The following is a 26596-nucleotide window of genomic DNA, read 5'->3' as shown; positions in this document are numbered from 1 at the left end:
GTGGCCACCAGACGATACCCTCACCCCAGCCCTCTCCCTTAGGGAGAGGGAGAAAACACATTCACTGCACGTTTCAGGAACCATCGCTCATGACACAGACTTTAAGCCAGCTTGAAAACCGTGGCGCCTTCATTGAACGTCACATTGGGCCGGATGCTCAGCAACAGCAGGAGATGCTGAAGACAGTTGGCGCGGATTCATTAAACGCACTGATCGGCCAGATCGTGCCAAAAGACATCCAGCTTGCCACGCCGCCGCAGGTAGGCGAGTCCACGACGGAGTTCGCCGCGCTGGCGGAGCTGAAGGCCATCGCCAGCCTTAACAAGCGCTATAAGTCTTATATTGGCATGGGCTACACCAACGTGCAGTTACCGCCGGTGATCCTGCGTAACATGCTGGAAAACCCGGGCTGGTACACCGCTTATACCCCATATCAGCCAGAAGTCTCCCAGGGCCGTCTGGAAGCGCTGCTGAACTTCCAGCAGGTGACGCTGGATCTGACCGGTATGGATATCGCCTCTGCCTCGCTGCTGGATGAAGCCACCGCCGCCGCCGAAGCGATGGCGATGGCGAAGCGCGTGAGCAAACTGAAAAACGCCAACCGTTTCTTCGTCGCGGCGGACGTGCATCCCCAGACGCTGGACGTGGTGCGCACCCGTGCGGAAACCTTCGGCTTTGAGGTGATTGTCGACGACGCTGAAAAAGTGCTGGATCACCAGGACGTCTTCGGCGTGCTGTTGCAGCAGGTGGGCACCACCGGGGAAGTACACGACTACGGCGCACTGATCGCCGAGCTGAAATCCCGTAAGGTTATTATTAGCGTCGCCGCTGATTTTATGGCACTGGTGCTGCTGACGGCGCCAGGTAAACAGGGCGCGGATATTGTCTTCGGCTCAGCCCAGCGTTTCGGCGTGCCGATGGGCTACGGCGGCCCGCACGCGGCGTTCTTTGGCGCGAAAGATGAATTTAAACGTTCCATGCCAGGCCGTATTATCGGCGTATCGAAAGATGCCGCCGGTAACACCGCGCTGCGCATGGCGATGCAGACCCGCGAGCAGCATATCCGCCGCGAGAAAGCGAACTCCAACATCTGTACCTCGCAGGTGCTGCTGGCTAACATTGCCAGCCTGTACGCGGTGTTCCACGGTCCGGCAGGCCTGAAGCGTATTGCCAGCCGCATCCACCGTCTGGCCGATATCCTGGCCTGCGGTCTGCAACAGAAAGGTCTCAGACTGCGTCATGAACACTATTTCGACACCCTGTGCGTCGAGGTGGCAGACAAAGCGGCCGTGCTGGCGCGCGCCGAGGCAGCGCAAATCAACCTGCGCAGCGACATTCACAATGCGGTCGGCATTACGCTGGACGAAAGCACCACCCGTGACGATATCCTGACCCTGTTCAACGTATTGCTGGGTGACGCACACGGTCTGGACGTTGATACGCTCGACAAAGAGGTTGCGCTCGACAGCCGCTCCATTCAGGAAAGCATGCTGCGCGACGACGCGATCCTGACTCATCCGGTGTTCAACCGCTATCACAGCGAAACCGAGATGATGCGTTACATGCACTCGCTGGAACGTAAAGATCTGGCGCTGAACCAGGCGATGATCCCGCTGGGCTCCTGCACCATGAAGCTGAACGCCGCGGCTGAGATGATCCCAATTACCTGGCCTGAATTCTCTGAGCTGCACCCGTTCTGCCCGGCTGAGCAGGCGGAAGGTTATCACATGATGATCAACCAGCTCTCCGACTGGCTGGTGAAGCTGACCGGGTACGACGCGCTCTGCATGCAGCCGAACTCCGGTGCGCAGGGTGAATACGCTGGTCTGCTGGCGATCCGTCACTATCACGAAAGCCGCAATGAAGGCCACCGTGATATCTGCCTGATCCCAAGCTCTGCCCACGGTACCAACCCGGCTTCTGCCCAGATGGCAGGAATGGAAGTGGTGGTTGTGGCGTGCGACAAAAACGGCAACATCGATCTGGCCGACCTGCGCGCCAAAGCCGAGCAGGCGGGCGACAAACTCTCCTGCATCATGGTGACCTACCCGTCCACCCACGGCGTGTACGAAGAAACTATCCGTGAAGTGTGTGAAGTGGTGCATCAGTTCGGCGGCCAGGTTTACCTCGACGGCGCAAACATGAACGCCCAGGTGGGCATCACCTCTCCGGGCTTTATTGGCGCGGACGTGTCGCACCTGAACCTGCATAAAACGTTCTGCATTCCGCACGGCGGTGGCGGCCCGGGCATGGGCCCAATCGGCGTGAAAGCGCACCTGGCACCGTTTGTGCCGGGCCACAGCGTGGTGCAGATCGAAGGCATGCTGACCCGTCAGGGCGCGGTCTCCGCGGCACCGTTCGGCAGCGCCTCTATCCTGCCAATCAGCTGGATGTACATCCGCATGATGGGCGCGGAAGGGCTGAAGCAGGCCAGCCAGGTGGCGATCCTCAACGCCAACTACATCGCAACGCGTCTGAAGGACGCCTATCCGGTGCTCTATACCGGCCGCGACGGTCGCGTGGCGCACGAATGCATCCTCGATATTCGTCCTCTGAAAGAAGAGACGGGCATCAGCGAGCTGGATATTGCCAAGCGCCTGATCGACTACGGATTCCACGCGCCAACCATGTCCTTCCCGGTTGCGGGAACGCTGATGGTTGAGCCGACCGAGTCTGAAAGCAAGGTGGAACTGGATCGCTTTATCAACGCCATGCTGGCGATCCGCAGCGAAATCGACCGCGTGAAAGGCGGGGAGTGGACGCTGGAAGATAACCCGCTGGTTAACGCGCCGCATACCCAGAACGAACTGGTGGCAGAGTGGAACCACGGTTATACCCGCGAACTGGCTGTCTTCCCGGCAGGTGTGGTAAACAAATACTGGCCAACCGTGAAACGTCTTGATGATGTTTACGGCGACCGTAACCTGTTCTGCTCCTGCGTACCGATGAGCGAATACCAGTAACGTTGTTCCTGTAGTAACGTAGGCCGGGTAAAGCGAAGCCGCTACCCGGCTTTTTTATTGGGAGAAAAGAATGGCAATTGCACTGGTCACCGGCGCCAGCCGGGGTATTGGTAAAGCCACCGCGCTACAGCTGGCAAGCGAAGGCTACACCGTTGCGGTGAATTTTCATCACAACATCAAAGCCGCGACAGAGGTCATTAATCAGATCGTGGACGCGGGCGGTAAAGCCTTTGCCATGCGCGCGGACATCAGCGATGAAGCGCAGGTGATGGCGATGTTCGCCAGCCTCGATCGCGAAGGTGAGCCGCTCGCCGCACTGGTGAACAACGCCGGAATTTTGTTTGAACAGTCCACCATTGAAAACCTCTCCGCTGAACGTATTAACCGCGTGCTGGCTACCAACGTCACCGGCTATTTTCTCTGCTGCCGTGAAGCGGTGAAGCGCATGTCGCATAAACACGGCGGCAAGGGCGGCGCGATTGTGAATGTCTCCTCGGCGGCCTCACGACTGGGCGCGCCGGGGGAATATGTGGATTATGCCGCCTCCAAAGGGGCGGTGGATTCCCTGACTACCGGCCTCGCGCTGGAGGTGGCGGCACAGGGCATTCGCGTTAACGGCGTGCGGCCAGGCCTGATTTATACCGATATTCACGCCTCCGGCGGCGAGCCGGGGCGTGTGGATCGGGTGAAGTCGATGTTACCGATGCAGCGTGGCGGTCAGCCGGAGGAGGTCGCCCAGGCCATTGCCTGGCTGCTGAGCGACAAAGCCTCCTATGTTACCGGTAGCTTCCTGGAGCTGGCTGGCGGGAAGTAACGCTACGACGCCAGCCACAGCCGCAGGCGCATTCCCCAGCCGCTGGTCCAGCCGGTGGTGATCGACTTCACCTCACCGTGAGAGATCACCACCAGCGTTGGCGTCACCTTAACGTCCCACTCACGCGCCAGTTCTCCGCTGGCGTCGTTGACCGTGGGCATCATCGCCTTCTTCTTCCTCATCCATGTTTCGAGCGTCGCGTTATCGCCCGAGCGCAGCGCAACCGACATCACGTTACCCCCGTCCGCGGCAAGCGCCGCCACCGACGGCGTGGTGTAGCGGCAGACGCCGCACCATGTCGCCCAGACGTAGACCAGCAGCGGTCGCTCCTTACTCATGGCGATAAGATCGACGGGCTGACCGTCGAGGGTGTGCAGTGCCGTCGCGGAGAAATTCTGCGGCAGCGCGGGCTGGCGGAAATAGTCCACCGCCAGGCTCACGGCTACGCCAATCAGCAGCCACACGCCCAGCTCGCGCAGCAGGCGCGGAAGCTTACTTGCCACGGGCGTTTGCCAGCTGTTCTTTGACCAGCCCCTCCAGGTCGTCATACGGAATGGCGCCCGCCACCATCTGGTCGCCGATAATGGTCGCCGGGGTACCCTGAATATTCAGCACCTGCGCCAGGATGAGGTTCATCTTTAGGCTGTCCAGGGTTTTATCATCCGTTTTAATGCTGTCCGTTCCGGTCTTGACCTTTGCGGCGGCGATGCTGGCGTCATCGTGATAGCCCTTTTTCATCATCAACCGCTGGTGCAGCGCCCAGAATTTATCCGGCGCCTGCTGCCACGTCGAGAGCGCCGCTTTCGCGGCATTTACCGAGCTTTGTCCCTTAAACGGCAGCAGTTTGACGATGAGCTGCACGTCGGGATTTTCCTGCACGATTTTCTCCAGCATTGGGTCGAACTGCTTGCAATACGGGCAGTTGTAGTCCGTGAAGGAGACGATGGTCAGCTTCGGCGATGCCGCGCCGGTTCGCGGGCTGTTGGGGTCGTTAAACAACAGTTTTGCCAGCTGGTCGCTGGAAGCGTCATCTGACGGTGCGGCGAAACCGAACGTTGATAACGACAGCAGAAGTAAGGCAATTAAGGCTCTCATGTTATTTTCCTTTTGCATCGGACAGGGTGCTCAGCACCGCTTCACGGCTTAACAACGCAGGCAGCACGTGGCCCTGCGGTAATCCCGGTCCGTAGATCTGGTTAAACGGCACGGCGGCGCTGCCGCGCGTGGTTAAGAACTGGCTGATGGTATCTGAGGGGCGGCTCCAGTCGCCGCGCAGGGCGACAACGTCCGGGGCGGAGAGCGCATCCTGCACGTCGTCGCGCAGCAGCACGTTGTATTTATTGGCTTTACAGGTCACGCACCAGTCGGCGGTCACGTCGACGAACACCCGTTTGTTCTCCGCCAGCGCGCGGGCAATGGCCTGCTCGCTGAGCGGTTGCCAGTGGATACGATCGCGGCGGGAACCCTCGCCGCCGGAGCCGGATACAAACGCGACTGCTCCGGCCACCACTACAGCTAATACCCCGGCGCGCAGTGCCGTTTGCCAGCGGTAGCGCCAGGCGGTGACCAGCAGCAGCGTAAGGATCAGGAGCACGCCCAGCGTGATGACGGGCAGGCTGCCAATGTGCACCGTCAGCAGGCTCAGCAGCCACAGCGATGAGCCGAGCATCATCATCCCCAGCACTACGCGTACGACGTTCATCCAGCGTCCCGGACGCGGCAAGCGCTGGGCCAGCCCCGGCCAGACCGCCACCAGCAGCCACGGCAGGCTCATGCCGATACCCATCGCCAGGAAGATCCCCCACAGCAGGGGAAGCGGCGCCGCCAGCGCGACCGAGACCGCCGTACCCAGGAACGGCGCGGTGCAGGGCGTTGCAAGCAGCGTGGCAAACGCGCCTTGCCAGAAATGACCCGCAAGCCCGTTACCGCCGCGCGTGGCGAGGAAGGTGCTGGCGACGGAAGGGAGACGGATTTCAAATAACCCCAGCAGGCTGGCGCTGAAAAGCACCATCACCATCGCCATCGCACCAATAAACCACGGGTTCTGGAACTGGATCCCCCAGCCGAGTGCCTGATTGCCTAAGCGTAAAACCGTCATCATCAGCGCCAGCGCGAGGAACGAGATCACGATCCCGGCTACCGACGCAAGAAACTGTCGGCGTACCTGACCCCGCGCCTGCCGTTCGGTTTGCATCAGCGTGCCCAGCTTCATGGCCAGCACGGGCAGTACGCAGGGCATGACGTTAAGGATCAGACCGCCAGCCAGCGCCATCAGCAGCACCCAGCCTAACGAGAGCGTCGGCGCGGCGTTCCCCGGCTGAATGCTCAGGCTGGACTCCTGCGCCTGCCCGCTATCGGCCAGAACCAGCGACAGGGTTTTGCCGCTGAGGTTGGGCGCTGCCTCGCCCCAGCTGTCCGTCACGGGCACGGTGGCGACCAGCGAATCACCGCGCACGGTGAGGGCCGGTTTGCCGAAATCAACATCATCCATACCGTCGATAAACAGGGACGGCGCCTGCCAGCCTGCGTCACGCTGCGCCGTTACGGTCAGCTTGCCGGGGGTATAGGTGGCGTTAAGCGTTGAGGTCAACCCGCCGCTGAGCGGAAGGGTGCCCATGGCCCGACTGAAATCGTAATCAAAACCGGCGCCTGCGGATGCGGTCATGTTCAGTGAAAACGGGTAGTCGGTAAGAATACAGACGTTGCTACAGGTGGAGAGTGTAAGCACGCCGCTCAGGATCTTCGGGACGTCGCCCCGCAGGGTGATGGGAAAGCTGACATCGCCGTGATAGCCCTGCGTGGTGATACCCGCGACGTCGAAACGCTGCGGCACAGGCCAGCGCCATTTCGCCTCGACGGGCTGATGCCATTTAATCGCGGGTGCGACGCCCCCTTCGCCCGGCGAGCGCCAGTAGGTTTTCCAGCCTTTTTGCAGGGCGACGTCCAGCAGCAGGCGGGTTTCGCCAGTGCTTTCGGGTTGCGCACGCAGCCTGACGCTGGCGTGCTGATTATCGGCGGCGCGCAGCCAGCCGCTGTCGGCAGCCTGGCTGAGGGGCAGCCATAGCCAAAGCAGGCAGACCAGCAGTCGCCTGAATACAGTAAACATAAATTATCTCCGTAAATGATGAATTAACCTGAAGTAACAGGCGAAGGCTCATTCACGGAAGACGCATAATCGCAGATGCACCCTTAACCGGGGCGGGGAGATAACGCGGGGAGGCCACTGCCGTTCGCGGCGCGGCGGGCTGGCTGCCAGCAACGCCAGCAGCAGGGTGACGGCAATCAGGGCGCCTTCAAACAAAACAGGCGGGACCGACATCAGCGACTTGGCGCTAAGCTCACACGGGGTTACCGGTGCGTCGGTACTCTCCTGCCCCTGCTGGACAGACTGGCTCGTGGCGGTGACGTTCATGACAAGCGCGTGCATCCCGGCCATCCGCTGGGCGGTGCATATCAGCACCACCAGGCAGGCCAGGGCTACAAGCAGGATAGCGTTGCGTTGTCGCTTGATCATGTTCGCCTCAAATATTCAGGACGCCTATATTATCGGGCGAACATATTTTGGCAACGCAAAAGCTGTAAAGAAGTGTCTGGAAGATAAGCGGTTTGCCCTCTCCGCTTGCAGAGAGGGCGAGCCATTACAGCGTTTCGCCGTTGCTGGCAATGACGGTTTTATACCACTCAAAGCTCTTCTTACGGGAGCGGGACATGTCACCGGTACCGTCGTCGTGCTTGTTGACGTAGATAAAGCCGTAGCGCTTGCTGTACTGGCCGGTGGTGAAGGAGACGCAGTCAATGCAGCCCCACGGGGTATAGCCCATCAGATCCACGCCGTCCCAGGTCACGGCCTTCATCATCTCTTCCACGTGGGCGCGCAGGTAGTCGATGCGGTAGTCATCGTTGATGCTGCCGTCCTCTTCCACTTTGTCGTAGGCGCCGAAACCATTTTCGACGATAAACAGCGGCTTCTGATAACGTTCGTACAGTTCACAAAGCGAATAGCGCAGGCCTACCGGATCAATCTGCCAGCCCCAGTCGGACGCCTTGACGTGCGGGTTCGGCACGCTGCCCTCGAAGCCGGAAATGGCGTCACCGGTGCCGCCTTCCGCTTTGACCGCGTTGGTCATGTAGTAGCTGAAACCTAAGTAGTCGCAGGTGCCCTCACGCAGGATCTGCTCGTCGCCCGCTTCCATCCTGATGGAGAACCCACGGCGCTCCCACTCGTTCAGTACGTAAGACGGGTAGTAGCCGCGCAGCTGCACGTCGGTAAAGACGTAGCGCTCGCGCATGGATTCCTGAGCAAACATGACGTCCTCTGGCTTGCAGGAGTAAGGATAGAGCGCCACCATCGCCAGCATGCAGCCGACTTTCATCTCCGGGTTAATGCGGCGTGCGGCTTTCACCGCCAGCGCGCTGGCCACGAACTGGTGGTGCAGCACCTGGTACATGGTCTCTTCCGGATTGTCGTGCTCGGTATAGACCACGCCAGAGCAGCAGTAGCCGAACAGCGGTGCACGCCAGTTGCGCTGGTTGTTGATTTCGTTGAAGGTCATCCAGTATTTGACCTTATTTTTGTAGCGCTCAAATACCACTTCCGAGAAGCGCACAAAGAAATCGACCACTTTACGGTTGGTCCATCCGCCATATTCCTGAACGAGATGCAGCGGCATTTCAAAGTGGGAGAGGGTGATCACCGGCTCGATGTTGTACTTCAGCAGTTCATCGAACATGTCGTCGTAAAACTTCAGCCCCTCTTCGTTGGGCTGAGTTTCGTCGCCTTTCGGGAAGATGCGCGTCCAGGCGATGGAGGTACGGAAACATTTGAAGCCCATCTCGGCAAACAGCTTAATGTCTTCTTTGTAATGGCCATAGAAGTCGACGGCTTCGTGGTTCGGGTAATATTTGCCTTCAATCACTTCCTGCGTGATTTCACGCGGAACGCCGTGTGCGCCGCCGGTGAGCACGTCGCAGATGCTTGGCCCTTTGCCGCCTTTGTTCCAGCCGCCTTCAACCTGGTGCGCCGCCACCGCGCCGCCCCATAAAAAATCTTTCGGTAAGGTGAGTTTTTTCATCTTTGCTATTCTCAATTCAGGACTTATTGATTTCGAGTCTAGCAAAGCGGAATTAAATGTCACGATATAACAATTTGTGGAAATTGTAATTTGTCACATCAAAAAAACAAGATGTTTTATTCTGTTAATTTCTTCGCCAGTTTTCGGCCTAATGATTCCAGAATATAGATGACGGGAATTTGCGTGGTGATATCGTAAACGCCGCCAATACGCGTTTGCGGGACATGCCAGGAGAGGTTAAAGTCCGCCAGCTTTGCGAGACGAGAATGTTCATGGCTGGTGACGGAGAGCACTTTGCAGTGGTGCAGGCTGAACTGGCTGGCGAAGCGCAGGATCTCCTCGGTTTCGCCGGAGACGGAGAGTACAATGGCCAGCGCATTTTTAGCCATGTCGTTAGTGACCGGGAAATAAGGATCGTCGATATGGTTACTGAATTTGCCGATATTTGAAAAGAAACGTGCGCCATATTTTGCCAGCGATCCGGAGGTGCCCGCACCGACAAAAATAATTCGTTCAGATGATAAAATAATATCGACGGCTTTATCTAATAGCGCGTCAAACTCTTCGTTATTTACGCTTTTAAAGAAGCTGATAATTTCACTGGCACCAAAATTCGCCTGCTGCGGCTCGTTCTGCTCCAGATAGAGTTTAAAGCGCACCCGAAATTCCGAGTAACCATCGCAGTTGAGCTTGCGGCAGAAGCGCAGGATAGTGGTAGTGGAGACCCCAGCAGCATCCGCCAGCTCGCGGATGGTCATGTACATCACTTTATCGCGGTTCTTAATGACATAGTTGTAGACCATCATTTCCAGATTGTTGAGGCTGGCAATGGCGGAATGGCTGAACATACTCACAATGGCTAAACTCGCTGTCGGACACTATTCCTGAAGCATACCATGATGACGAAGGGCGGGAGACGGATTTATCTCCTTGATTACTCAGGTGTTAATGAAATCATTTACACCTGTGCGGTGGATTTATTTTTCATTACACTGATTTATAAGGATAAATCTTGATTATAGATTTATTTTAGCTAACAGGTGTTCACTGGAATCATTCTCAGTTAGCATAGACTGGCGATGAATAATCATCTTTTGTTTTCCCGGAGTTAAGTATGGTGAGCAGACCATTAATCGCACAGGGATATTCGCTGGCTGAGGAAGTAGCCAACAGTATAAGCCATGGCATTGGCCTGGTTTTTGGGATTGTCGGCTTAGTGTTATTGCTGGTACAGGCAGTGGATACCAACGCCAGCGCGATGGCCATTACCAGCTACAGCCTGTATGGCGGGAGTATGATCCTGCTTTTCCTTGCCTCAACGCTGTATCACGCGATTCCGCATCAACGGGCGAAGATATGGCTCAAGAAATTTGACCACTGCGCTATCTATCTTCTTATTGCGGGTACCTATACGCCGTTTTTGCTGGTGGGGCTCAACTCACCGCTGTCGCGTGGCCTGATGATTGTGATCTGGAGCCTGGCGCTGCTGGGGATCCTGTTTAAGCTGACCATTGCGCACCGGTTTAAAGTGTTGTCGCTGGTTACCTATCTGACAATGGGCTGGCTGTCGCTGATTGTGGTGTATCAGTTAGCCATTAAGCTGGCGGTGGGGGGCGTGACGCTTCTGGCGGTGGGCGGTGTGGTCTACTCGCTGGGCGTGATTTTCTACGTCTGCAAGCGTATTCCGTACAACCATGCCATCTGGCACGGCTTTGTGCTGGGCGGCAGCGTGTGTCACTTCCTGGCAATTTATCTGTATGTTGGGCAGGTGTAGTTTTTTTGTAAGGTGCGGTCTGATGCCCTCACCCCGACCCTCTCCCACAGGGAGAGGGTGAATATCAACACCGGGCGATACAGCATCAATCTTCCAGTGAATACGGCAGCGGCTCAATGCTGAGCGTGTTTGCATCATCACGCACGCGGAACACGCTGTCGGGCTCCATATCATTATTCATGACAACCTGCACCAGCAGGCGGCCATCATCGAGCTGGACGGCGGCTAACACGGTGCCGGTACGGCGCCAGTTTTCGCCCATCTTCATCTCAAGATCTTCACCCGCTTCCGGCACACGGCTGGCGTGACCAGCCAGCGTCCACAGGGCGCGTTTGTTCGCGCCGCGGAATTTCGCACGCGCCACCATTTCCTGACCGGTGTAGCAGCCCTTCTTAAAGCTGATACCACCCAGCGCCTGGATGTTTGTCGCCTGCGGGATAAACTGCGCGCTGTTTGCCGCGTCAATGACCGGCAGGCCCGCTTCGATGTTCAGCGCCAGCCACTGCTGGCTGTTGTTGAGCTGTGCTTCACCGCGCAGGGCGTCAGTGACGCGTTCCGCCGTTGCTTCGTCGGTTACCAGCAGGAAGCGCTCCGTCGGGTGCTCGAACCACAGAATGGAGGTCGCTCCCTCGCTGACCAGCTGTTTTTCAGCATCCGGTAGCTCGGCAAACAGGTTTTTCAGCGCTGCACGCGCCTGGAAACCCGCGACCCCCAGCAGAACGTGTTCATCGTCCGGGGCGATGGTGACTTTAGAAAAGACCGCGTATTTTTTTAGCTCTTTAAGCTGGGCGTCACGCAGGCTGCGGCGCTCAATAAAGGCGAATCCGTCCTGACGGCGGAACAGACGCAGGTTGCTCCACATTTTGCCTTTTGGATCGCAATGCGCGGCCAGCAGATGCTGGTGCTCAGTCAACTGCGCCACGTCCGCCGTGACCTGGCCTTGCAGGTATTTTTCACTGTCCGCACCGGTCAGTGTCGCCAGTGCCCAGTCATCAAGAGTAATCAGCGTCAGCGGCAGACGCGCAGAGGCGGCGGGCTGGCGAGGAGAAAATGGTGTAAATGCCATAGTGATGTCCTGAATTGCTTAACGCTTTGATAATACCTAATGGTAAAAGAGACTGTATTCAATGCAAGCGCTTTCAGCAGGCCATTCGTGCCATTACGCGGTTATACGTGGCGCTACGCAAAATAGTGTAATCCGCTGTCTTTATAAGGATTATTCAGGAAGCCTGCTCGAGGTTCGCAATATTCCAGTAAAGAAACGGTCAAAAACACGTTACACTAGCAGGTGTTCCCGGAGAGCAATAATGAATACCGAACGGGATACCGACTGTGCCAAACGTAATGCAGGAAACAGAACATGGATATTAACAACAAGGCCCGTATTCACTGGGCGTGCCGTCGCGGCATGCGTGAACTTGATATCTCCATCATGCCTTTCTTCGAGTATGAGTACGACAGCTTAAGCGATGACGATAAGCGCCTGTTTGTCCGTCTGCTTGAGTCTGACGATCCGGATTTATTCAACTGGCTGATGAATCACGGCAAGCCCGCCGACACCGAGTTGCAACGGATGGTGCAATTAATTCAAACACGGAATCAGGAACGTGGTCCTGTGGCAATCTGATCTTCGCGTCTCGTGGCGCTCACAGTGGATGTCCTTACTGCTCCACGGTCTGGTCGCGGCAATGGTGTTATTGGTGCCGTGGCCGCTAAGCTATACCCCTCTGTGGCTGCTTTTGCTGTCGTTTGTGGTGTTTGATAGCGTGCGCAGCCAGCGTCGAATCAACGCCCGTCAGGGTGAAATTAAGCTGCTGATGGATTCTCGCCTGCGCTGGCAGGGAAAAGAGTGGGAGATGATGGGGACGCCGTGGATGCTTAACACCGGGATGATGCTACGGCTGCGTCGGGTCGAGGACAACCGTCGCCAGCACCTGTGGCTGGCCGCAGACAGTATGGATCCCGCGGAGTGGCGGGATCTGCGCCGGCTAATCGTGCAACAGCCGACGCAGGAATAAATCAGCTAAACTGCTCGGCCATCTCACCCAGAATTTGTTCGCACCAGGTCTGGAGGCGCTCGTCGCTGAGATCGTACTGGTTGGTTTCATCCAGCGCGAGCCCGACAAACAGCTGGCCGTCGGCAATGACGGGTTTTGGGCTGGTGAACTCATAGCCTTCCGTAGGCCAGTAGCCGATAAACGTCGCGCCCTTTGGCGCCAGTTTGTCATGCAGCATGCCGAGCGCGTCGAGGAACCACTCCCCGTAGCCCAACTGGTCGCCCATGCCATACATCGCAATGATTTTGCCTTCAAAATTGACTGAATCGAGCTGATCCCAGATGGCTTCCCAGTCTTCCTGAATCTCACCAAAGTCCCAGGTAGGGATACCCAGAATCAGCACATCGTACTGCTCCATCAAGGCAACCGCGTCATCTTTCAGGTTATGCAACGTCACCAGTTCCGGGCCAATGATGTCACGAATTTTCTCCGCCGCCATTTCGGTGTAGCAGGTGCTGGAACCATAGAACAGACCAATATTCATCGCGTAACTATCTCAATTCTTGCTATGACTTTGCGCGTAGTGTACCAGAAACCGATGGCAATCAGGCATAATGGCCAGATTGCAGAACCAAAGGGGCTGATGTGGAAAAGGATCTCGCACTCATCGAACAGTTTCTCGACGCGCTGTGGCTGGAGAAAAACCTCGCTGAAAATACGCTCAGCGCCTATCGTCGGGATCTCACGCTGCTGGTCGAGTGGCTGGCGCATCGGGGGCTGACGCTTGAAAGCGCGCAAAGCGATGACCTGCAAGGGTTGCTGGCTGAGCGGATGGAAGGGGGGTACAAAGCCACCAGCTCCGCGCGTCTGCTGAGCGCCATGCGCCGCCTGTTCCAGCACCTGTACCGCGAGAAGATCCGCGCGGATGACCCCAGCGCACTGCTGGCATCGCCTAAACTGCCTCAGCGGCTGCCAAAAGATCTCAGCGAAGCACAAGTTGAGAGATTATTACAGTCGCCCGCAGTTGACCTTCCGCTGGAGTTACGCGATAAAGCCATGCTTGAACTATTGTATGCCACGGGCTTGCGCGTTTCCGAGCTGGTGGGCCTGACGATGAGCGATATCAGCCTGCGTCAGGGCGTGGTGCGCGTTATCGGTAAAGGGAACAAAGAAAGGCTGGTGCCGCTGGGTGAAGAGGCGGTCTACTGGCTGGAGACGTATCTGGAACACGGGCGTCCGTGGCTGCTGAACGGCGTCTCCATAGATGTATTGTTCCCGAGCCAGCGCGCGCAGCAGATGACGCGACAAACGTTCTGGCATCGCATTAAACATTACGCCACACTGGCGGGTATTGACAGTGAGAAGCTGTCGCCGCACGTTTTGCGTCACGCCTTCGCGACGCATCTGTTAAACCACGGCGCTGATTTACGCGTGGTGCAGATGTTGCTTGGACACAGCGATCTTTCAACGACGCAAATATACACCCATGTCGCGACGGAACGCCTGCGGCAGCTACACCAACAGCACCACCCTCGCGCGTGAGTGCCGACGAATTGTTACAGGAACATATATGAAAAAGTCTTTAGCGCTGTTCACCCTGCTGGCAGCTTCGGTTTCCGGTTTTGCCCATGCGGATGATGCCGCCATTAAACAGTCTCTGACGAAACTCGGCGTCGCCAGCAGCGAGATCCAGCCAGCGCCGGTGGCTGGCATGAAAACGGTGCTGACCAACAGCGGCGTGCTGTACGTGACCGAAGACGGTAAGCACATCATTCAGGGACCCATGTACGACGTGAGCGGCGCGCAGCCGGTGAACGTCACCAACCAGCTGCTGATGAAAAACCTGAACGCGCTCGAAAAAGAGATGATTGTCTACAAAGCGGCGCAGGAAAAGCACGTTATTACCGTCTTCACCGACATCACCTGCGGCTACTGCCACAAGCTGCATGAAGAGATGAAAGACTACAACGCGCTGGGCATTACCGTGCGTTACCTGGCTTTCCCACGCGCTGGCGTGCAGAGCCAGCCTGAGCAGGATATGAAAGCGATCTGGTGTGCGAAAGACCGCAACAAGGCCTTTGATGACGCGATGAACGGCAAAGGCGTGAAGCCCGCGTCCTGCGATATCGACATCGCTAACCATTACGCGCTGGGCGTACAGTTTGGCGTGAGCGGTACGCCAGCCATTGTGCTGAGTAACGGCTATGTGGTGCCGGGCTACCAGGGGCCAAAAGAGATGAAAGCGTTCCTCGACGAGCACCAGAAACAGATGGGTGGTAAATAATTCGCGTGAAAGCCCCGATAAAACTGCGCCGCCGCGATGCGGGTGAAACCGCGGATTTACCAGACACGCTTCCGCTGCTGCTAAAGCGGCTGTACGCCAGCCGTGGCGTGCGTACGGCAAGCGATCTTGAGCGCAGCGTCAAAGGCATGCTGCCCTGGCAAGCGCTGAGTGGCATCGAACAAGCGACTGAAATGCTCTACAACGCGTTCCGGGAAGGCACGCGGATTGTCGTGGTGGGCGATTTCGATGCCGACGGCGCAACCAGTACCGCGCTGAGCGTGCTCAGCCTGCGTGCGCTGGGCTGCGATAACGTGGCTTACCTGGTGCCGAACCGGTTTGAAGACGGCTACGGCCTCAGCCCGGAAGTGGTCGATCAGGCCCATGCCCGTGGCGCACAGATGATCATGACCGTGGATAACGGGATCTCTTCTCATGCGGGGGTCGATTATGCCCATGCGCTGGGGATCCCGGTACTGGTCACCGATCACCACCTGCCAGGCGAAACCCTGCCTGCCGCCGAAGCCATCATTAACCCGAACCTGCGCGACTGCGATTTCCCGTCGAAATCGCTGGCCGGAGTAGGGGTGGCGTTTTATCTGATGCTGGCGTTACGCACGTTGCTGCGTGATAAGGGCTGGTTCGAATCGCGCGGGATTGCCGTGCCGAACCTCGCGGAGTATCTCGATCTGGTGGCGCTGGGAACCGTTGCGGACGTGGTGCCGCTCGATACCAATAACCGTATTCTCACCTGGCAGGGCTTAAGCCGCATTCGGGCAGGTAAATGCCGTCCGGGGATTAAGGCGCTGCTGGAAATTGCCAACCGCGATCCGCTGAAGCTCGCGGCAAGCGATTTAGGCTTTGCCCTCGGCCCGCGCCTGAACGCGGCGGGGCGGCTGGACGATATGTCGGTTGGCGTCGCGCTGCTGCTGTGTGACAACATCGGCGAAGCGCGCGTGCTGGCCAGTGAGCTGGACGCACTCAACCAGACCCGTAAAGAGATTGAGCAGGGGATGCAGGCCGAAGCACTGACCCTGTGCGAAAAGCTGGAGCGCAGCGGTGACACCCTGCCGGGCGGGCTGGCGATGTATCACCCCGAATGGCACCAGGGCGTGGTGGGCATTCTGGCGTCGCGTATTAAAGAGCGTTTCCACCGCCCGGTGATCGCGTTCGCCCCCGCCGGGGACGGCACGCTGAAAGGCTCCGGTCGCTCCATTCAGGGGCTGCATATGCGCGATGCGCTGGAGCGTCTGGATACGCTGCATCCGAACCTGATGATTAAGTTCGGCGGTCACGCGATGGCGGCAGGCCTGTCGCTGGAAGAGGCGAAGTTCGACGAGTTCCAGCGTCTGTTTGGCGAACTGGTCACCGAGTGGATCGATCCGGCTCTGTTGCAGGGTGAAGTGGTTTCTGACGGTGAGCTTTCACCGGCTGAAATGACCATGGAGGTGGCACAGATGCTGCGCGATGCCGGCCCGTGGGGGCAGATGTTCCCGGAGCCGCTTTTCGACGGACGTTTTCGTTTGCTGCAACAGCGCATCGTGGGCGAACGCCATCTCAAAGTGATGGTGGAACCGGTCGGCGGCGGACCGCTGCTCGACGGCATCGCCTTTAACGTTGATACCTCCATCTGGCCGGACAACGGCGTGCGCGAGGTTGAGCTGGCCTATAAGCTGGATATTAACGAGTTCCGCGGTAACCGCTCCCTTCAGATCATCATCGACAATATCTGGCCAATTTAGCGTCAGTAATCTCTATAAAAAAGGGCGTGGATTCGGTACAATCCCGCTCTTATCACCGCATTTTGACAAGCTCATAAAAGAAAACAGACCATGTTTGAAATTAATCCGGTAAAAAACCGCATTCAGGACCTCACGGAGCGCTCTGACGTTCTTAGGGGGTATCTTTGACTACGATGCCAAGAAAGAGCGTCTCGAAGAAGTAAACGCCGAGCTGGAACAGCCGGACGTCTGGAACGAACCTGAACGCGCGCAGGCGCTGGGTAAAGAGCGTTCTTCCCTCGAAGCCATCGTAGATACGCTGGATCAAATGGCGCAGGGTCTGGAAGATGTTTCTGGGCTGCTGGAGCTGGCTGTCGAAGCCGACGACGAAGAAACCTTTAACGAAGCCGTGGCAGAGCTCGACGTGCTGGAAGAGAAGCTGGCGCAGCTGGAATTCCGTCGCATGTTCTCCGGCGAATACGATAGCGCTGACTGCTATCTCGATATTCAGGCAGGTTCTGGCGGTACCGAAGCACAGGACTGGGCGAGCATGCTGATGCGCATGTACCTGCGCTGGGCGGAAGCGCGCGGTTTCAAAACCGAGATTATCGAAGAATCCGAAGGTGAAGTGGCGGGTATCAAATCCGTCACCATCAAGATTATTGGCGATTACGCCTACGGCTGGCTACGTACTGAAACCGGCGTTCACCGCCTGGTGCGTAAGAGCCCGTTCGATTCCGGCGGCCGTCGTCACACCTCCTTCAGCTCCGCGTTTGTCTACCCGGAAGTGGATGAAGATATCGATATCGACATCAACCCGGCGGACCTGCGTATCGACGTTTACCGCGCATCCGGCGCGGGTGGTCAGCACGTTAACCGTACGGAATCTGCGGTGCGTATTACCCACATTCCAACCGGGCTGGTAACACAGTGCCAGAACGACCGTTCCCAGCATAAGAACAAAGACCAGGCCATGAAGCAGATGAAAGCGAAGCTTTATGAGCTGGAGATGCAGAAGAAAAATGCTGAGAAGCAGGCGATGGAAGACAACAAGTCCGATATCGGCTGGGGCAGCCAGATCCGTTCTTACGTCCTTGATGACTCCCGCATCAAAGACCTGCGCACCGGGGTTGAAACCCGTAACACGCAGGCGGTGCTGGACGGCAGCCTGGACCAATTTATCGAAGCAAGTTTGAAAGCAGGGTTATGAGGAACCAACATGTCTGAACAACAAGCACAGGGCGCTGACGCGGTAGTCGATCTTAACAACGAACTGAAAACCCGCCGCGAGAAGCTGGCAGCGCTGCGCGAGCAGGGCGTGCCGTTCCCGAACGATTTTCGTCGTGACCACACCTCAGACCAACTGCACGCAGACTTCGACGGTAAAGAGAACGAAGAGCTGGAAGCGCTGAACGTTGAAGTGTCCGTGGCGGGCCGCATGATGACCCGTCGTATCATGGGTAAAGCGTCCTTCGTGACCTTACAGGACGTTGGCGGCCGCATTCAGCTGTACGTCTCTCGTGACGACCTGCCGGAAGGCATCTACAACGAGCAGTTCAAGAAGTGGGACCTGGGCGACATCCTGGGCGCTAAAGGTAAACTGTTCAAAACCAAGACCGGTGAACTGTCTATCCACTGCACCGAGCTGCGTCTGCTGACAAAAGCCCTGCGCCCGCTGCCGGACAAGTTCCACGGTTTGCAGGATCAGGAAGCGCGCTATCGTCAGCGTTACCTGGATCTCATCTCTAACGATGAATCCCGTAAGACCTTCAAAATTCGCTCCCAGATCATGGCCGGCATTCGCCAGTTCATGGTTAACCGCGACTTTATGGAAGTAGAAACCCCGATGATGCAGGTGATCCCAGGTGGAGCCTCCGCTCGTCCGTTCATCACCCATCACAACGCCCTGGACCTGGACATGTACCTGCGTATCGCGCCGGAACTGTACCTGAAGCGTCTGGTGGTCGGCGGTTTTGACCGCGTGTTTGAGATCAACCGTAACTTCCGTAACGAAGGTATCTCCGTACGTCATAACCCAGAGTTCACCATGATGGAACTCTATATGGCCTATGCGGATTACAAAGATCTGATCGAGCTGACCGAATCCCTGTTCCGCACCCTGGCGCAGGACATTCTGGGCACCACCCAGGTACCTTACGGTGAAGAGGTGTTCGACTTCGGCAAGCCGTTCGAAAAACTGACCATGCGCGAAGCGATCAAGAAATACCGTCCTGAAACCAATATGGCGGATCTGGATAACTTCGACTCTGCGAAAGCGATCGCTGAAAGCATCGGTATTAAGGTTGAGAAGAGCTGGGGTCTGGGCCGTATCGTGACCGAGATCTTCGAAGAAGTGGCCGAAGCGCACCTGATTCAGCCTACCTTCATCACCGAATACCCGGCGGAAGTGTCTCCGCTGGCGCGTCGTAATGACGAGAACCCGGAAATCACTGACCGCTTCGAATTCTTCATTGGTGGCCGCGAAATCGGTAACGGCTTTAGCGAGCTGAACGATGCAGAAGATCAGGCGCAGCGCTTCCAGGATCAGGTTAACGCGAAAGCGGCAGGCGATGACGAAGCGATGTTCTTCGACGAAGACTACGTGACCGCGCTGGAGCACGGCCTGCCGCCGACGGCTGGCCTGGGTATTGGTATCGACCGTATGGTGATGCTGTTCACCAACAGCCACACCATCCGCGACGTGATCCTGTTCCCGGCGATGCGTCCGGTGAAATAAGCCGTTAAGACGTAAAAAAAGCCCCGTGCGTTTATCGCCGGGGCTTTTTTATTGCGCCGCGAAGGCGCTGAGTTTTTCACGCGCAGTGTTCGCTTCTTGCACCATCCACGGGCTAAATGCCCACGGTGTGGCGTCCAGCGCGCGGAATAGCGCGTCCAGCTCCACCCACTGATATTCCATCACTTCATCTTCATTGATTGCGAGGGTATTCGTTACGCGGGCGGCATAGACCGGGCAGATTTCGTTTTCAACGATCCCTGACGGGTCGGCTTCACGGTAGCGGAACTCCGGGGCAATGGGGGTGATGTCTGTGATTTCGGCGCCGACTTCAAAGCGGCAGCGGCGGATAATCGCCTGCTCTGTCGCTTCGTCGGCCTGTGGATGACCGCAAACGGAGTTGGTCCATACGCCGGGCCAGGCTTTTTTACTTAAGGCGCGACGGGTGATCAGACATTCTCCGTTAGCGTTAAACAGCCATGAAGAGAAGGCCAGGTGTAGCGGGGTGTGTGACGTGTGCGCGGCGTACTTCTCCTGAGTGCCAATCACTTTTCCCTGGTCATTTACCAAAATAACGTGTTCTTGAATACTCATTGATGCTCCAGTGCCAAAATGCTTAATGGTTCAGCACCATCAGCGGAATTATTATACTGCATTCTTATGCGAACGGTTTGGCCCACAGAGCGGAAAAGGGCATGACCCGCATCAGTTTGGGCTGCTATCATAGTGCGCCATTCACGCTGACCGAGGAGCTGTTTTGTTTGCAGGAAGCCTGACGAGAAACCCGATCATTGCCGTTTTCTGCCTGACGCTGACGCTACTTGTAGCAGGATGCTCGGGGAGTAAATCTTCGGATATGGGCAGTTATTCCGGTGCAGTCTATACCGTTAAGCGCGGGGACACGCTCTACCGTATCTCACGCGCCACGGGAACCAGCGTGAAGGAGCTGGCGCGCCTGAATAATATTTCTCCACCGTATACTATTGAGGTAGGGCAGAAGCTCAAGGTAAACGGCGGTTCTTCCTCAGGGAAAAAGTCCTCAACGCGTAAAACAGCCAAAGTCACGCCATCCTATCAGGTGCCTAAATCATCCTGGCCGCCGGTCGGTCAGCGCTGCTGGATCTGGCCTGCAAGCGGAAAAGTGGTTGCGCCGTACTCGCTCTCGGAAGGTGGCAATAAAGGTATTGATATCGCTGCCGCACGCGGTACACCGGTTTACGCTTCAGGGGCCGGGAAGGTGGTCTATGTCGGTAACCAGCTTCGTGGATACGGTAACCTGATCATGATTAAGCATGGTGAGGACTACATTACTGCTTATGCGCATAACGACACGATGCTGGTCAATAACGGGCAGAACGTGAAGGCGGGGCAGAAGATTGCGACCATGGGCAGTACCGGGACGGATACGGTGAAGCTGCACTTCCAGATCCGCTATAAGGCCACAGCCATCGATCCGCAGCGTTATCTTCCGGCGCAGGGCAGTAAGCCGAAATGCTAAGTGATTATTTAATCGCCACTTAGTGGGGTAAAGGCTTGTATGAAGAGGCGTAAGGTCTATAATGCCTTACGCACCTCAAAGCGGGCGTAGTTCAATGGTAGAACGAGAGCTTCCCAAGCTCTATACGAGGGTTCGATTCCCTTCGCCCGCTCCAGAATCTCCCCAAGTGGAACCGTTCGAAAAACTCCGGTTCTTTCAGCATGTTACGCAGTAGTGCTTACTAACATGCTTAGGCGTTCTACCATAGTTCACTACTTTGACACTTGTCACGAATGGTTACTCGGTGAAATGAGAGTGTAGCCAATCGTCGGCGGTGGTTTCAAGTTCTTACCGCGATAGCCCAACAATGAACGCAAAGCCTACACCAGGCAGCGACGGATCGCACTTCTCATAACCTTACAGTGAAGCGCATTTTTTGCCGATGCTCCCACATGCCACACGTCGCGATGACGTTGCAGGGAATAAACAGGTTTATGGTGGTAACGCTCCTTGCGAAGTGCAGCGGAGCAAGGTACTTGCAGACCATATGCAAGCTCTGCCAGCGGTTCGGCCTCGCTCCTTCGGGTACATGGTCATCCTGATAAACTTCACTGTCTGACATAACCCTTGATGAAGTCGCCTAACGGCTCCGCACGTTGTCTTACCACCAACGGGCATTAGGCTTCTATTGTCCAAAATCTGTTAGTTGCACAATTTTTGCACCCTGTATAACCTGAGATTAATCTTAATCACTCAAGGGTGGGTATGTCAGATAAGGAATCAATACGAAGGGAGTTAACTCTTTTGTTGGAGATACTCGCCTTGACTGGAGAGCAACGAGATTTTGTTGAATCAATGTACCAAGACAATGCAAACAGTAGGGGGATGGTAATGACCAACAAGCAGTTACGTATCCGCTATGGATTTCATGGAAAACACATGGAAAAAAATGTTGCCTGGGATGGCAATGATCAGGTGAATAGTGTTTTGGCTGTTCTTATTGAGGAGTTGTCTCTCCCGATAGGTGAGAAACCAGTGAATCTGATTGAACACGGTGTAGATGATGTATTTTTCTACGATGAAGAGAGTCAGAAATGGCTCGAAATCCCTCCTAAATGGCTAATCAAGGCATAAGGTCAGGGGGCAACTCGCCCCCCGCTTCTTCACTTCAACGCGCGTATGTAATCAAGCAAGGCTTTCAGTTGGCTACCTTTCATCGCAGGAACACGAATACGCATATCAGCCTTTCCTGTACTGGCGTACCTGCTTTCCCCTTGCAGTAATCGAAGGCTCATTGTTATGATCTGATGGTCTGACATTACTAACTCTCCGTGGTGGTTTGTTGTTTGTCGGATCGCTGTGTGGGATGTTCTCAGCATCCTGCACAGCACTATTAACAGCATTGCGTAAATTTCTCGGTAACAGATGACGCTGTATCGTCGTCCCTGCAAACTTCACTACCTGCGTATAAACGCACACCGTAGCACCACACCAGATAAAGCGGGTGATCGGCTCTTCTTCCTTTTTCAATACTCACCTCCGAGAATTGCACCTAAGAAAAATTCTGTTTGCTGTTCGCTGCCTTTGACGCTGTAACACTCGATAGCCTTTCTCATTTCGCTTTCGTCCGTATAACCAGACAGCCATTCTATCAGGCTTTCTAAATACTCCTCCGCTCTGTTCACGTCGTGATCTTCTGGTAACACCTTGATAGCGTCTGCCATGAAACAGGCTTCTACGTGGTCGTAATGAAACAGCAGGGCAAGAATACTTTCTTGTTGCCATTGTTCAGGCGTTTTCAATCCGTAACTGTTAGTCATTTGATACTCACCCATTTACGATCCTCGTTCGGTGTTGCTTGTTGAATTGCATCTTTCAACACCTGTTCAAAGTTCACGCCGTGCTCCTGGCTTCTCTGCCACATGTCCAAAAATGCTACGGCGAATTTCAATTCTTCTTCGCTCTCAATAGGACTGAAAGCTGTGGTGTGTTCGTTCATCTCTATAATCTTCATACTCATTACTCCTCTTCAAAGGTCATTGTGTAGCGGCATTGCTGCGATGGTCTGATCGTCACTGTCTCCGTATAGTTGGCGTTGCTGTAAACGCAGATCTTCGCGTTATCTGTCTCCTGTTCATCACTGAGAATCAGGGTTATCTGTCCGGCATTCGCCAGGGCTGGCATGATCCCCAGCGTCAGCACAAGATATTTCATGTTTACCTCCTTATAAGTCCATCTCATTGATCACACGGCTAACGGCTTGCTTGTCTAAATCCAGATAGCGTCTGGTGTCGGTGATGTTGCTGTGATTGAGCACAGTCATAGCGAGGGCAATGTTATTTCCAGAACGCCGATAAAGAGCATTCCCCCCCGCCTTTCGAAAGCTGTGTGCTGATACAGTGCCATAAATCCCGATAGCTTTAGCGGCTTCTGCGATCTGCTTACTCACTTCCTCGCGTCGTACAGGTGCTTGCTTGTTCATCGAGCGGTTACGTTGGCTCCTGAACACATGCACATCATGCGGAAACTCAGCACGGCGACGTGCGATCATCTGCACCACTGGAGCCGGAAGGGTGAGGGCTTTACGCTTCCCTGTCTTCTGTTCTTCTATGTCAATCTCACCGTTGATCACTTCGTCGAAGCGCAAAGCGACGGCATCACCCACACGCAGTACGGCGGCTTGCATTATTAACGAAACGTCAGCTATCAGGCTCTTGTTATGAGCGTTTAGCCACTCCCTGATCGCTTTAGCTTGCTGTTCGTCTAACACTACTGCTCTGTTCAATTTACCCTCCTTCAAGGTCACACATCTAAATCGATGAAATAAATATTATGATCAATTTCAGTAAGTTGCAATACAAATGATCAAAAAATGATCGTTGTTGTGTGTGGTAGATGGCGCGATTGTGTCCACTGCTGAACGCGAAGATCAGGCACACCCAGATCGAAAAATCCTTCCGTTGAGAATATCTTCAATAAAATCATAATGTTGGCAAGTCTAAACAGATGTTTGGACGTTGCCAAATCCCCAGATCGGCACGAAGAAGAGCGGTGACACCGGAACATCACACTACCAATGCTTGTGTGTGGTTGTTATCTATCTCATTGATTTAATGGTGATAAATGTAGAGTCGTTAGGCGAGGGCGGCGCTAACCTGCCTGTATGCACAGATTATGCGGAGTTTATGCACTTGCAACTGATTGCATCATGAAATGATTAGAATGCTAATGAATTAGCGGGTTTTGGCATGAAAAAAGAAACATCGTTTCAATTTAGAAAACTCGTTCAACGAATCTGGCACGGGTGCAAAGTAGTTTTCATGACAAATGGCGCTGTATTCAGCACTACACAACGGTTTAGCTAAGTGGGGCATTTTTACAATGAAAGTGAACAATCTACTTTAGCTTACATTTACCCAGGATCTTTACCTGTCATTTAAGATAGGTTTTGACGTTATTAATGCGGGGTTTCGATAGGGATAACCTAATATTTTCCTCTGGCTGTTCTTAGGATTGTTGCATGTGCGATTCGTTGGGTGAAGGGCGAGGGTCTACCGTTGGGTGAAGGGCTGAAAGTGACGTTTTGTTACTTTCGTAATATACGGGAAAAACCCGTATGTCTGCATGATGACATACAGGAAAAACCCGACTATGTGACGGAGCGTCACACATACTAATCGTCCTATCTGTGACGTTATGTCACACTTACAAACTACTTCTGTGACGTTATGTCACACCTGGGGCACGTTATCTGTGACGTTATGTCACACTATAAGACTACTTAATTATAATACTAAGATCTATAAGACTATGTTTGTGGATTTGACCTTTTGCGCTGGTCGCAAAGATCATTTGCCTGGCGTCAATCGCCGTCACTCCTGGCAAGCAGCCTTACTTCGCTTCCTTTCGGGCTACGTTGGCTGGCCTCGTTCCGCTCACGACGCAGCAAAGCGTTCTGTATGGTGCAATGGCGTTGCCACCGTGAAAACGGCTGCACACGATGATTTCGCCGTGGGCGAATACCATTGCGCTGTGCGCGGAATTACCATCTGACCAACCAACTACCGTTGATTGACCATCTGATAAGCTGACGAACCTCAACCATCCATTCATGAACTAACGTTCACCCATGCAAGGTTTCAGTAAGTCAGTGGCTAAGGCTTCACTGTTCGCTGATGGCTCCAGTTCATCCAGCCTCAATCCAATACCAACACCTACTATCCTGATAACTACCGTTATCCCTCTGTAGTTGTGCTATTGGTTTCGGTAAGTGCCAGAGGGCGCACAGGAAGCCCGTAGAGCGATTTAAACAGGGTAGGGAATGCAATGGTAGCCTGAAAGCGTCAGAACGCCGCAGAGAGCGTTACAGGCTGTTTTTCGTTGTTCTTGTGGCTGTCTTCTCTGGTGGCAAGTTCTACCACAAATTTCAATTGACAGCAACCATCCATTTTTGGTATAAAGCACGTAATGCACTTGACTTTTTCGAAGTTATTGAAAAATAGCTTGACAACAGGTGTGCTTTTAGTGTATTATTAAAAGTATGGTGATAATCATTATCATCTAATCCCCATCCAACAACATTCCATCACGCATAAATTGCAGCCTCCACCGGGTAAACGGTGCGGGGGCTTTTTTGCGTCTGGAGAAAACCAAACAGGAGCAAACAACATGCGTTACTTCAACGTTGACCAAATTTACGCAGATTTGATTACAGGCCGAACAACACGAACACTTGTTTACAGTTCACTTGTCCGAGCGCGTAAGAGTGAACAAACGGACAGGGTGGAAATGTTCGAGGAAGCGATCCGACGCTTTGACGAATGGCGAGCAACACCAAATTTCACCCCAGTGACCAGCTAACCAGGAGGAAACCAGAATGATCGAGAAGAAAACCAAACTACCGCCGTCCACATCGTTAATGATCCCGGATGCCACATTCCAGATTCTGTTCAAAGAAGCAAAGCGCCGAAAAATGAGCGTAAGCGCACTACTTCTTGAAGAGTGTCAAAACCTGGCGGTTAAATATTCGAAAGCTGGCGCGTAACAACTACGAAACAGCATTTACATCCCCCCACGAATGAGAAGCGGAGAAAACCCAAATGAAGAGCATTCGTAATTTACTGAGCATACATAGGAGCATAGAACAATGGCAAAAACACTCGCCGAGATTAAGGCAGACTACCAATACACAGACAAGAAAACTGGTGAAGTAAAAGATCGTACGATTAACACCCCACATTATTTCCGAGACATTCCCAGAATTTATTCTCCCAACCTCCAGGATGGTTACATGGACTTTTGCCCCAAGGCGCAAAAGTTGTATTGCTATTTTCAGGGGTGGGAAAATTCAGGGAATTTCTGTTACGAAAGCCAGACAGAACTTGGAAAGGTGATCGATTTATCCAGGGAGAGAACCTGCAAACTCATTCAGAAGCTGCAAGATGCAGGGCTAATCACGAAAGAGAAAAACCCTGGTTATCGTTCCAAAGTTTACCGCACGTTTCCGATCACTGATGCGCACATTACTCCACCAGAAGCACTGACAGTGCAGCCTGATATCATTTCTGACGTAGTGCCTGAACCAGCTACGGCAGTGGAAACGCCGGATGATGCACCGAATTGGGATGCACCAGAACACCTGGAACCGCCAGCACCAACAATGATTAAAGTCATAGAGGACGCTGTGATCGTTGCTGAGGGCACCCATGAAAGCGTTGCAACAACCACGGAAAGCGATCAAATGGTCATTGATGATGATGTGAT

At 54.8% G+C, this 26596-nt stretch carries 28 protein-coding genes and 1 tRNA gene; 16 read left to right on the top strand and 13 right to left on the bottom strand.

Annotated elements, in window-relative coordinates; translation table 11 throughout:
• Window positions 1-89: 89 nt before the first annotated feature.
• Together gcvP and ACOTXL_RS20620 are read left to right on the top strand one after the other, a co-directional pair.
• A complete protein-coding gene (gcvP, locus tag ACOTXL_RS20625) occupies window positions 90-2963 on the top strand; it encodes an aminomethyl-transferring glycine dehydrogenase (RefSeq protein WP_045350800.1) in 2874 nt (957 codons plus the stop codon).
• Window positions 2964-3033: 70 nt separating this feature from the next.
• Window positions 3034-3777, top strand: a complete 744-nt coding sequence (locus ACOTXL_RS20620; protein ID WP_032610085.1) for an SDR family oxidoreductase — start codon at window positions 3034-3036, stop codon at window positions 3775-3777.
• 2 nt (window positions 3778-3779) lie between these two features.
• On the opposite strand, the gene ACOTXL_RS20615 is transcribed toward ACOTXL_RS20620, so the two are convergent.
• The 6 genes from ACOTXL_RS20615 to ACOTXL_RS20590 form a co-directional block, all read right to left on the bottom strand.
• Window positions 3780-4280 carry a protein disulfide oxidoreductase gene (locus tag ACOTXL_RS20615; RefSeq protein WP_032634255.1) on the bottom strand — a complete coding sequence of 167 codons (501 nt, stop codon included), beginning with the start codon at window positions 4278-4280 and terminating at the stop codon, window positions 3780-3782.
• Window positions 4270-4872, bottom strand: coding sequence for a DsbA family protein (locus ACOTXL_RS20610; protein WP_045350799.1), 603 nt, complete (start codon window positions 4870-4872; stop codon window positions 4270-4272). The genes ACOTXL_RS20615 and ACOTXL_RS20610 overlap by 11 nt, the downstream gene beginning before the upstream one ends.
• 1 nt (window position 4873) lies before the next feature.
• Complete coding sequence (locus tag ACOTXL_RS20605) at window positions 4874-6883, bottom strand: protein-disulfide reductase DsbD family protein (protein WP_045350798.1); 2010 nt, start codon at window positions 6881-6883, stop codon at window positions 4874-4876.
• Window positions 6884-6931: 48 nt separating this feature from the next.
• On the bottom strand, window positions 6932-7291 hold the full coding sequence (locus tag ACOTXL_RS20600; protein WP_003863427.1) for a hypothetical protein: 360 nt from the start codon (window positions 7289-7291) through the stop codon (window positions 6932-6934).
• Between the two features lie 124 nt (window positions 7292-7415).
• The gene (gene bglA / locus ACOTXL_RS20595; RefSeq protein WP_003863430.1) at window positions 7416-8849 is read right to left on the bottom strand and encodes a 6-phospho-beta-glucosidase BglA; all 1434 of its coding nucleotides are present in this window, start codon (window positions 8847-8849) and stop codon (window positions 7416-7418) included.
• 116 nt (window positions 8850-8965) lie between these two features.
• The gene (locus ACOTXL_RS20590) at window positions 8966-9697 is read right to left on the bottom strand and encodes a MurR/RpiR family transcriptional regulator (protein WP_023314798.1); all 732 of its coding nucleotides are present in this window, start codon (window positions 9695-9697) and stop codon (window positions 8966-8968) included.
• 266 nt (window positions 9698-9963) lie between these two features.
• Between ACOTXL_RS20590 and trhA the strand changes: the two genes are divergently transcribed.
• Window positions 9964-10623 carry a PAQR family membrane homeostasis protein TrhA gene (trhA, locus tag ACOTXL_RS20585; protein ID WP_003863433.1) on the top strand — a complete coding sequence of 220 codons (660 nt, stop codon included), beginning with the start codon at window positions 9964-9966 and terminating at the stop codon, window positions 10621-10623.
• An 85-nt stretch (window positions 10624-10708) separates the two neighbouring features.
• Here trhA and ygfZ read toward each other — a convergent pair whose 3' ends face one another.
• Entirely contained in the window at window positions 10709-11689 is a 981-nt protein-coding gene (gene ygfZ, locus ACOTXL_RS20580) for a tRNA-modifying protein YgfZ (protein WP_003863435.1), read from the bottom strand.
• A 294-nt stretch (window positions 11690-11983) separates the two neighbouring features.
• On the opposite strand from ygfZ, the gene sdhE reads away from it, so the two are divergent.
• Both sdhE and ACOTXL_RS20570 read left to right on the top strand, forming a co-directional pair.
• Complete coding sequence (gene sdhE / locus ACOTXL_RS20575; protein WP_003863437.1) at window positions 11984-12250, top strand: FAD assembly factor SdhE; 267 nt, start codon at window positions 11984-11986, stop codon at window positions 12248-12250.
• Window positions 12231-12641 (top strand): protein YgfX, encoded by a 411-nt coding sequence (locus ACOTXL_RS20570; RefSeq protein ID WP_003863439.1) that lies wholly within the window; start codon window positions 12231-12233, stop codon window positions 12639-12641. Before sdhE ends, ACOTXL_RS20570 begins: the two co-directional genes overlap by 20 nt.
• Before the next feature lies 1 nt (window position 12642).
• On the opposite strand, the gene fldB is transcribed toward ACOTXL_RS20570, so the two are convergent.
• A complete protein-coding gene (gene fldB / locus ACOTXL_RS20565) occupies window positions 12643-13164 on the bottom strand; it encodes a flavodoxin FldB (protein ID WP_003863440.1) in 522 nt (173 codons plus the stop codon).
• A gap of 101 nt (window positions 13165-13265) precedes the next feature.
• Here fldB and xerD point away from each other — a divergent pair, with 101 nt between their 5' ends.
• From xerD to lysS, 5 genes are all read left to right on the top strand, one after another.
• Complete coding sequence (gene xerD, locus ACOTXL_RS20560; protein ID WP_003863442.1) at window positions 13266-14162, top strand: site-specific tyrosine recombinase XerD; 897 nt, start codon at window positions 13266-13268, stop codon at window positions 14160-14162.
• 28 nt (window positions 14163-14190) lie between these two features.
• Window positions 14191-14904, top strand: a complete 714-nt coding sequence (dsbC, locus tag ACOTXL_RS20555) for a bifunctional protein-disulfide isomerase/oxidoreductase DsbC (RefSeq protein ID WP_003863443.1) — start codon at window positions 14191-14193, stop codon at window positions 14902-14904.
• 5 nt (window positions 14905-14909) lie between these two features.
• Window positions 14910-16643 carry a single-stranded-DNA-specific exonuclease RecJ gene (recJ, locus tag ACOTXL_RS20550; RefSeq protein ID WP_045350796.1) on the top strand — a complete coding sequence of 578 codons (1734 nt, stop codon included), beginning with the start codon at window positions 14910-14912 and terminating at the stop codon, window positions 16641-16643.
• A 90-nt stretch (window positions 16644-16733) separates the two neighbouring features.
• Window positions 16734-17832 (top strand): peptide chain release factor 2 gene (prfB, locus tag ACOTXL_RS20545; protein WP_096147815.1). Its coding sequence is split into 2 segments (ribosomal slippage): window positions 16734-16808 and window positions 16810-17832, totalling 1098 coding nucleotides; the frame shifts between segments, so codons are not numbered across the junction.
• A gap of 9 nt (window positions 17833-17841) precedes the next feature.
• Entirely contained in the window at window positions 17842-19359 is a 1518-nt protein-coding gene (lysS, locus tag ACOTXL_RS20540; RefSeq protein WP_003863452.1) for a lysine--tRNA ligase, read from the top strand.
• A gap of 48 nt (window positions 19360-19407) precedes the next feature.
• Here the strand turns inward: lysS and idi are convergent, their stop codons facing one another.
• Window positions 19408-19950 carry an isopentenyl-diphosphate Delta-isomerase gene (gene idi, locus ACOTXL_RS20535; protein ID WP_045342392.1) on the bottom strand — a complete coding sequence of 181 codons (543 nt, stop codon included), beginning with the start codon at window positions 19948-19950 and terminating at the stop codon, window positions 19408-19410.
• Between the two features lie 163 nt (window positions 19951-20113).
• Here idi and actS point away from each other — a divergent pair, with 163 nt between their 5' ends.
• The 3 genes from actS to ACOTXL_RS20520 all read left to right on the top strand — a co-directional run bounded on the left by actS (window position 20114) and on the right by ACOTXL_RS20520 (window position 21967).
• The gene (actS, locus tag ACOTXL_RS20530) at window positions 20114-20854 is read left to right on the top strand and encodes an amidase activator ActS (protein WP_022651807.1); all 741 of its coding nucleotides are present in this window, start codon (window positions 20114-20116) and stop codon (window positions 20852-20854) included.
• A gap of 80 nt (window positions 20855-20934) precedes the next feature.
• Window positions 20935-21008: transfer RNA gene (locus ACOTXL_RS20525), tRNA-Gly, on the top strand.
• A 590-nt stretch (window positions 21009-21598) separates the two neighbouring features.
• Window positions 21599-21967 carry a hypothetical protein gene (locus ACOTXL_RS20520; protein WP_029497222.1) on the top strand — a complete coding sequence of 123 codons (369 nt, stop codon included), beginning with the start codon at window positions 21599-21601 and terminating at the stop codon, window positions 21965-21967.
• Between the two features lie 392 nt (window positions 21968-22359).
• Here the strand turns inward: ACOTXL_RS20520 and ACOTXL_RS20515 are convergent, their stop codons facing one another.
• The 4 genes from ACOTXL_RS20515 to ACOTXL_RS20500 are packed head-to-tail and all read right to left on the bottom strand — an operon-like array spanning window position 22360 to window position 23618.
• Window positions 22360-22668 carry a hypothetical protein gene (locus ACOTXL_RS20515; protein ID WP_023304380.1) on the bottom strand — a complete coding sequence of 103 codons (309 nt, stop codon included), beginning with the start codon at window positions 22666-22668 and terminating at the stop codon, window positions 22360-22362.
• The gene (locus ACOTXL_RS20510) at window positions 22650-22847 is read right to left on the bottom strand and encodes a hypothetical protein (RefSeq protein WP_023304379.1); all 198 of its coding nucleotides are present in this window, start codon (window positions 22845-22847) and stop codon (window positions 22650-22652) included. Before ACOTXL_RS20510 ends, ACOTXL_RS20515 begins: the two co-directional genes overlap by 19 nt.
• Before the next feature lie 5 nt (window positions 22848-22852).
• Complete coding sequence (locus tag ACOTXL_RS20505; RefSeq protein WP_023304378.1) at window positions 22853-23047, bottom strand: hypothetical protein; 195 nt, start codon at window positions 23045-23047, stop codon at window positions 22853-22855.
• A 10-nt stretch (window positions 23048-23057) separates the two neighbouring features.
• Entirely contained in the window at window positions 23058-23618 is a 561-nt protein-coding gene (locus tag ACOTXL_RS20500) for a tyrosine-type recombinase/integrase (protein WP_023304377.1), read from the bottom strand.
• 1883 nt (window positions 23619-25501) lie between these two features.
• Here ACOTXL_RS20500 and ACOTXL_RS20495 point away from each other — a divergent pair.
• The 3 genes from ACOTXL_RS20495 to ACOTXL_RS20485 form a co-directional block, all read left to right on the top strand.
• Window positions 25502-25693, top strand: a complete 192-nt coding sequence (locus ACOTXL_RS20495; protein WP_072193922.1) for a hypothetical protein — start codon at window positions 25502-25504, stop codon at window positions 25691-25693.
• 16 nt (window positions 25694-25709) lie between these two features.
• Complete coding sequence (locus ACOTXL_RS20490; RefSeq protein WP_022649293.1) at window positions 25710-25877, top strand: hypothetical protein; 168 nt, start codon at window positions 25710-25712, stop codon at window positions 25875-25877.
• 102 nt (window positions 25878-25979) lie between these two features.
• Window positions 25980-26596, top strand: a 617-nt coding sequence (locus ACOTXL_RS20485; protein WP_410026696.1) for a hypothetical protein, incomplete at its 3' end; no start/stop codon positions are given.

Source organism: Enterobacter cloacae complex sp. IR5402 (assembly GCF_049238125.1).
Classification (GTDB): Bacteria; Pseudomonadota; Gammaproteobacteria; order Enterobacterales; family Enterobacteriaceae; genus Enterobacter; species Enterobacter hormaechei_C.
This window is presented reverse-complemented; position numbering and strand designations above follow the sequence as displayed.

Coding starts and splice junctions, on each gene's coding strand:
- fldB (WP_003863440.1), bottom strand. CDS start 13,164: ATGAATATTGGTCTGTTCTATGGTTCCAGCACCTGCTACACCGAAATG.
- ACOTXL_RS20600 (WP_003863427.1), bottom strand. CDS start 7,291: ATGATCAAGCGACAACGCAACGCTATCCTGCTTGTAGCCCTGGCCTGC.
- idi (WP_045342392.1), bottom strand. CDS start 19,950: ATGAGTATTCAAGAACACGTTATTTTGGTAAATGACCAGGGAAAAGTG.
- ygfZ (WP_003863435.1), bottom strand. CDS start 11,689: ATGGCATTTACACCATTTTCTCCTCGCCAGCCCGCCGCCTCTGCGCGT.
- ACOTXL_RS20605 (WP_045350798.1), bottom strand. CDS start 6,883: ATGTTTACTGTATTCAGGCGACTGCTGGTCTGCCTGCTTTGGCTATGG.
- ACOTXL_RS20505 (WP_023304378.1), bottom strand. CDS start 23,047: ATGAAATATCTTGTGCTGACGCTGGGGATCATGCCAGCCCTGGCGAAT.
- ACOTXL_RS20610 (WP_045350799.1), bottom strand. CDS start 4,872: ATGAGAGCCTTAATTGCCTTACTTCTGCTGTCGTTATCAACGTTCGGT.
- ACOTXL_RS20510 (WP_023304379.1), bottom strand. CDS start 22,847: ATGAAGATTATAGAGATGAACGAACACACCACAGCTTTCAGTCCTATT.
- ACOTXL_RS20495 (WP_072193922.1), top strand. CDS start 25,502: ATGCGTTACTTCAACGTTGACCAAATTTACGCAGATTTGATTACAGGC.
- lysS (WP_003863452.1), top strand. CDS start 17,842: ATGTCTGAACAACAAGCACAGGGCGCTGACGCGGTAGTCGATCTTAAC.
- ACOTXL_RS20515 (WP_023304380.1), bottom strand. CDS start 22,668: ATGGGTGAGTATCAAATGACTAACAGTTACGGATTGAAAACGCCTGAA.
- bglA (WP_003863430.1), bottom strand. CDS start 8,849: ATGAAAAAACTCACCTTACCGAAAGATTTTTTATGGGGCGGCGCGGTG.
- ACOTXL_RS20490 (WP_022649293.1), top strand. CDS start 25,710: ATGATCGAGAAGAAAACCAAACTACCGCCGTCCACATCGTTAATGATC.
- dsbC (WP_003863443.1), top strand. CDS start 14,191: ATGAAAAAGTCTTTAGCGCTGTTCACCCTGCTGGCAGCTTCGGTTTCC.
- ACOTXL_RS20590 (WP_023314798.1), bottom strand. CDS start 9,697: ATGTTCAGCCATTCCGCCATTGCCAGCCTCAACAATCTGGAAATGATG.
- trhA (WP_003863433.1), top strand. CDS start 9,964: ATGGTGAGCAGACCATTAATCGCACAGGGATATTCGCTGGCTGAGGAA.
- sdhE (WP_003863437.1), top strand. CDS start 11,984: ATGGATATTAACAACAAGGCCCGTATTCACTGGGCGTGCCGTCGCGGC.
- ACOTXL_RS20620 (WP_032610085.1), top strand. CDS start 3,034: ATGGCAATTGCACTGGTCACCGGCGCCAGCCGGGGTATTGGTAAAGCC.
- ACOTXL_RS20520 (WP_029497222.1), top strand. CDS start 21,599: ATGTCAGATAAGGAATCAATACGAAGGGAGTTAACTCTTTTGTTGGAG.
- gcvP (WP_045350800.1), top strand. CDS start 90: ATGACACAGACTTTAAGCCAGCTTGAAAACCGTGGCGCCTTCATTGAA.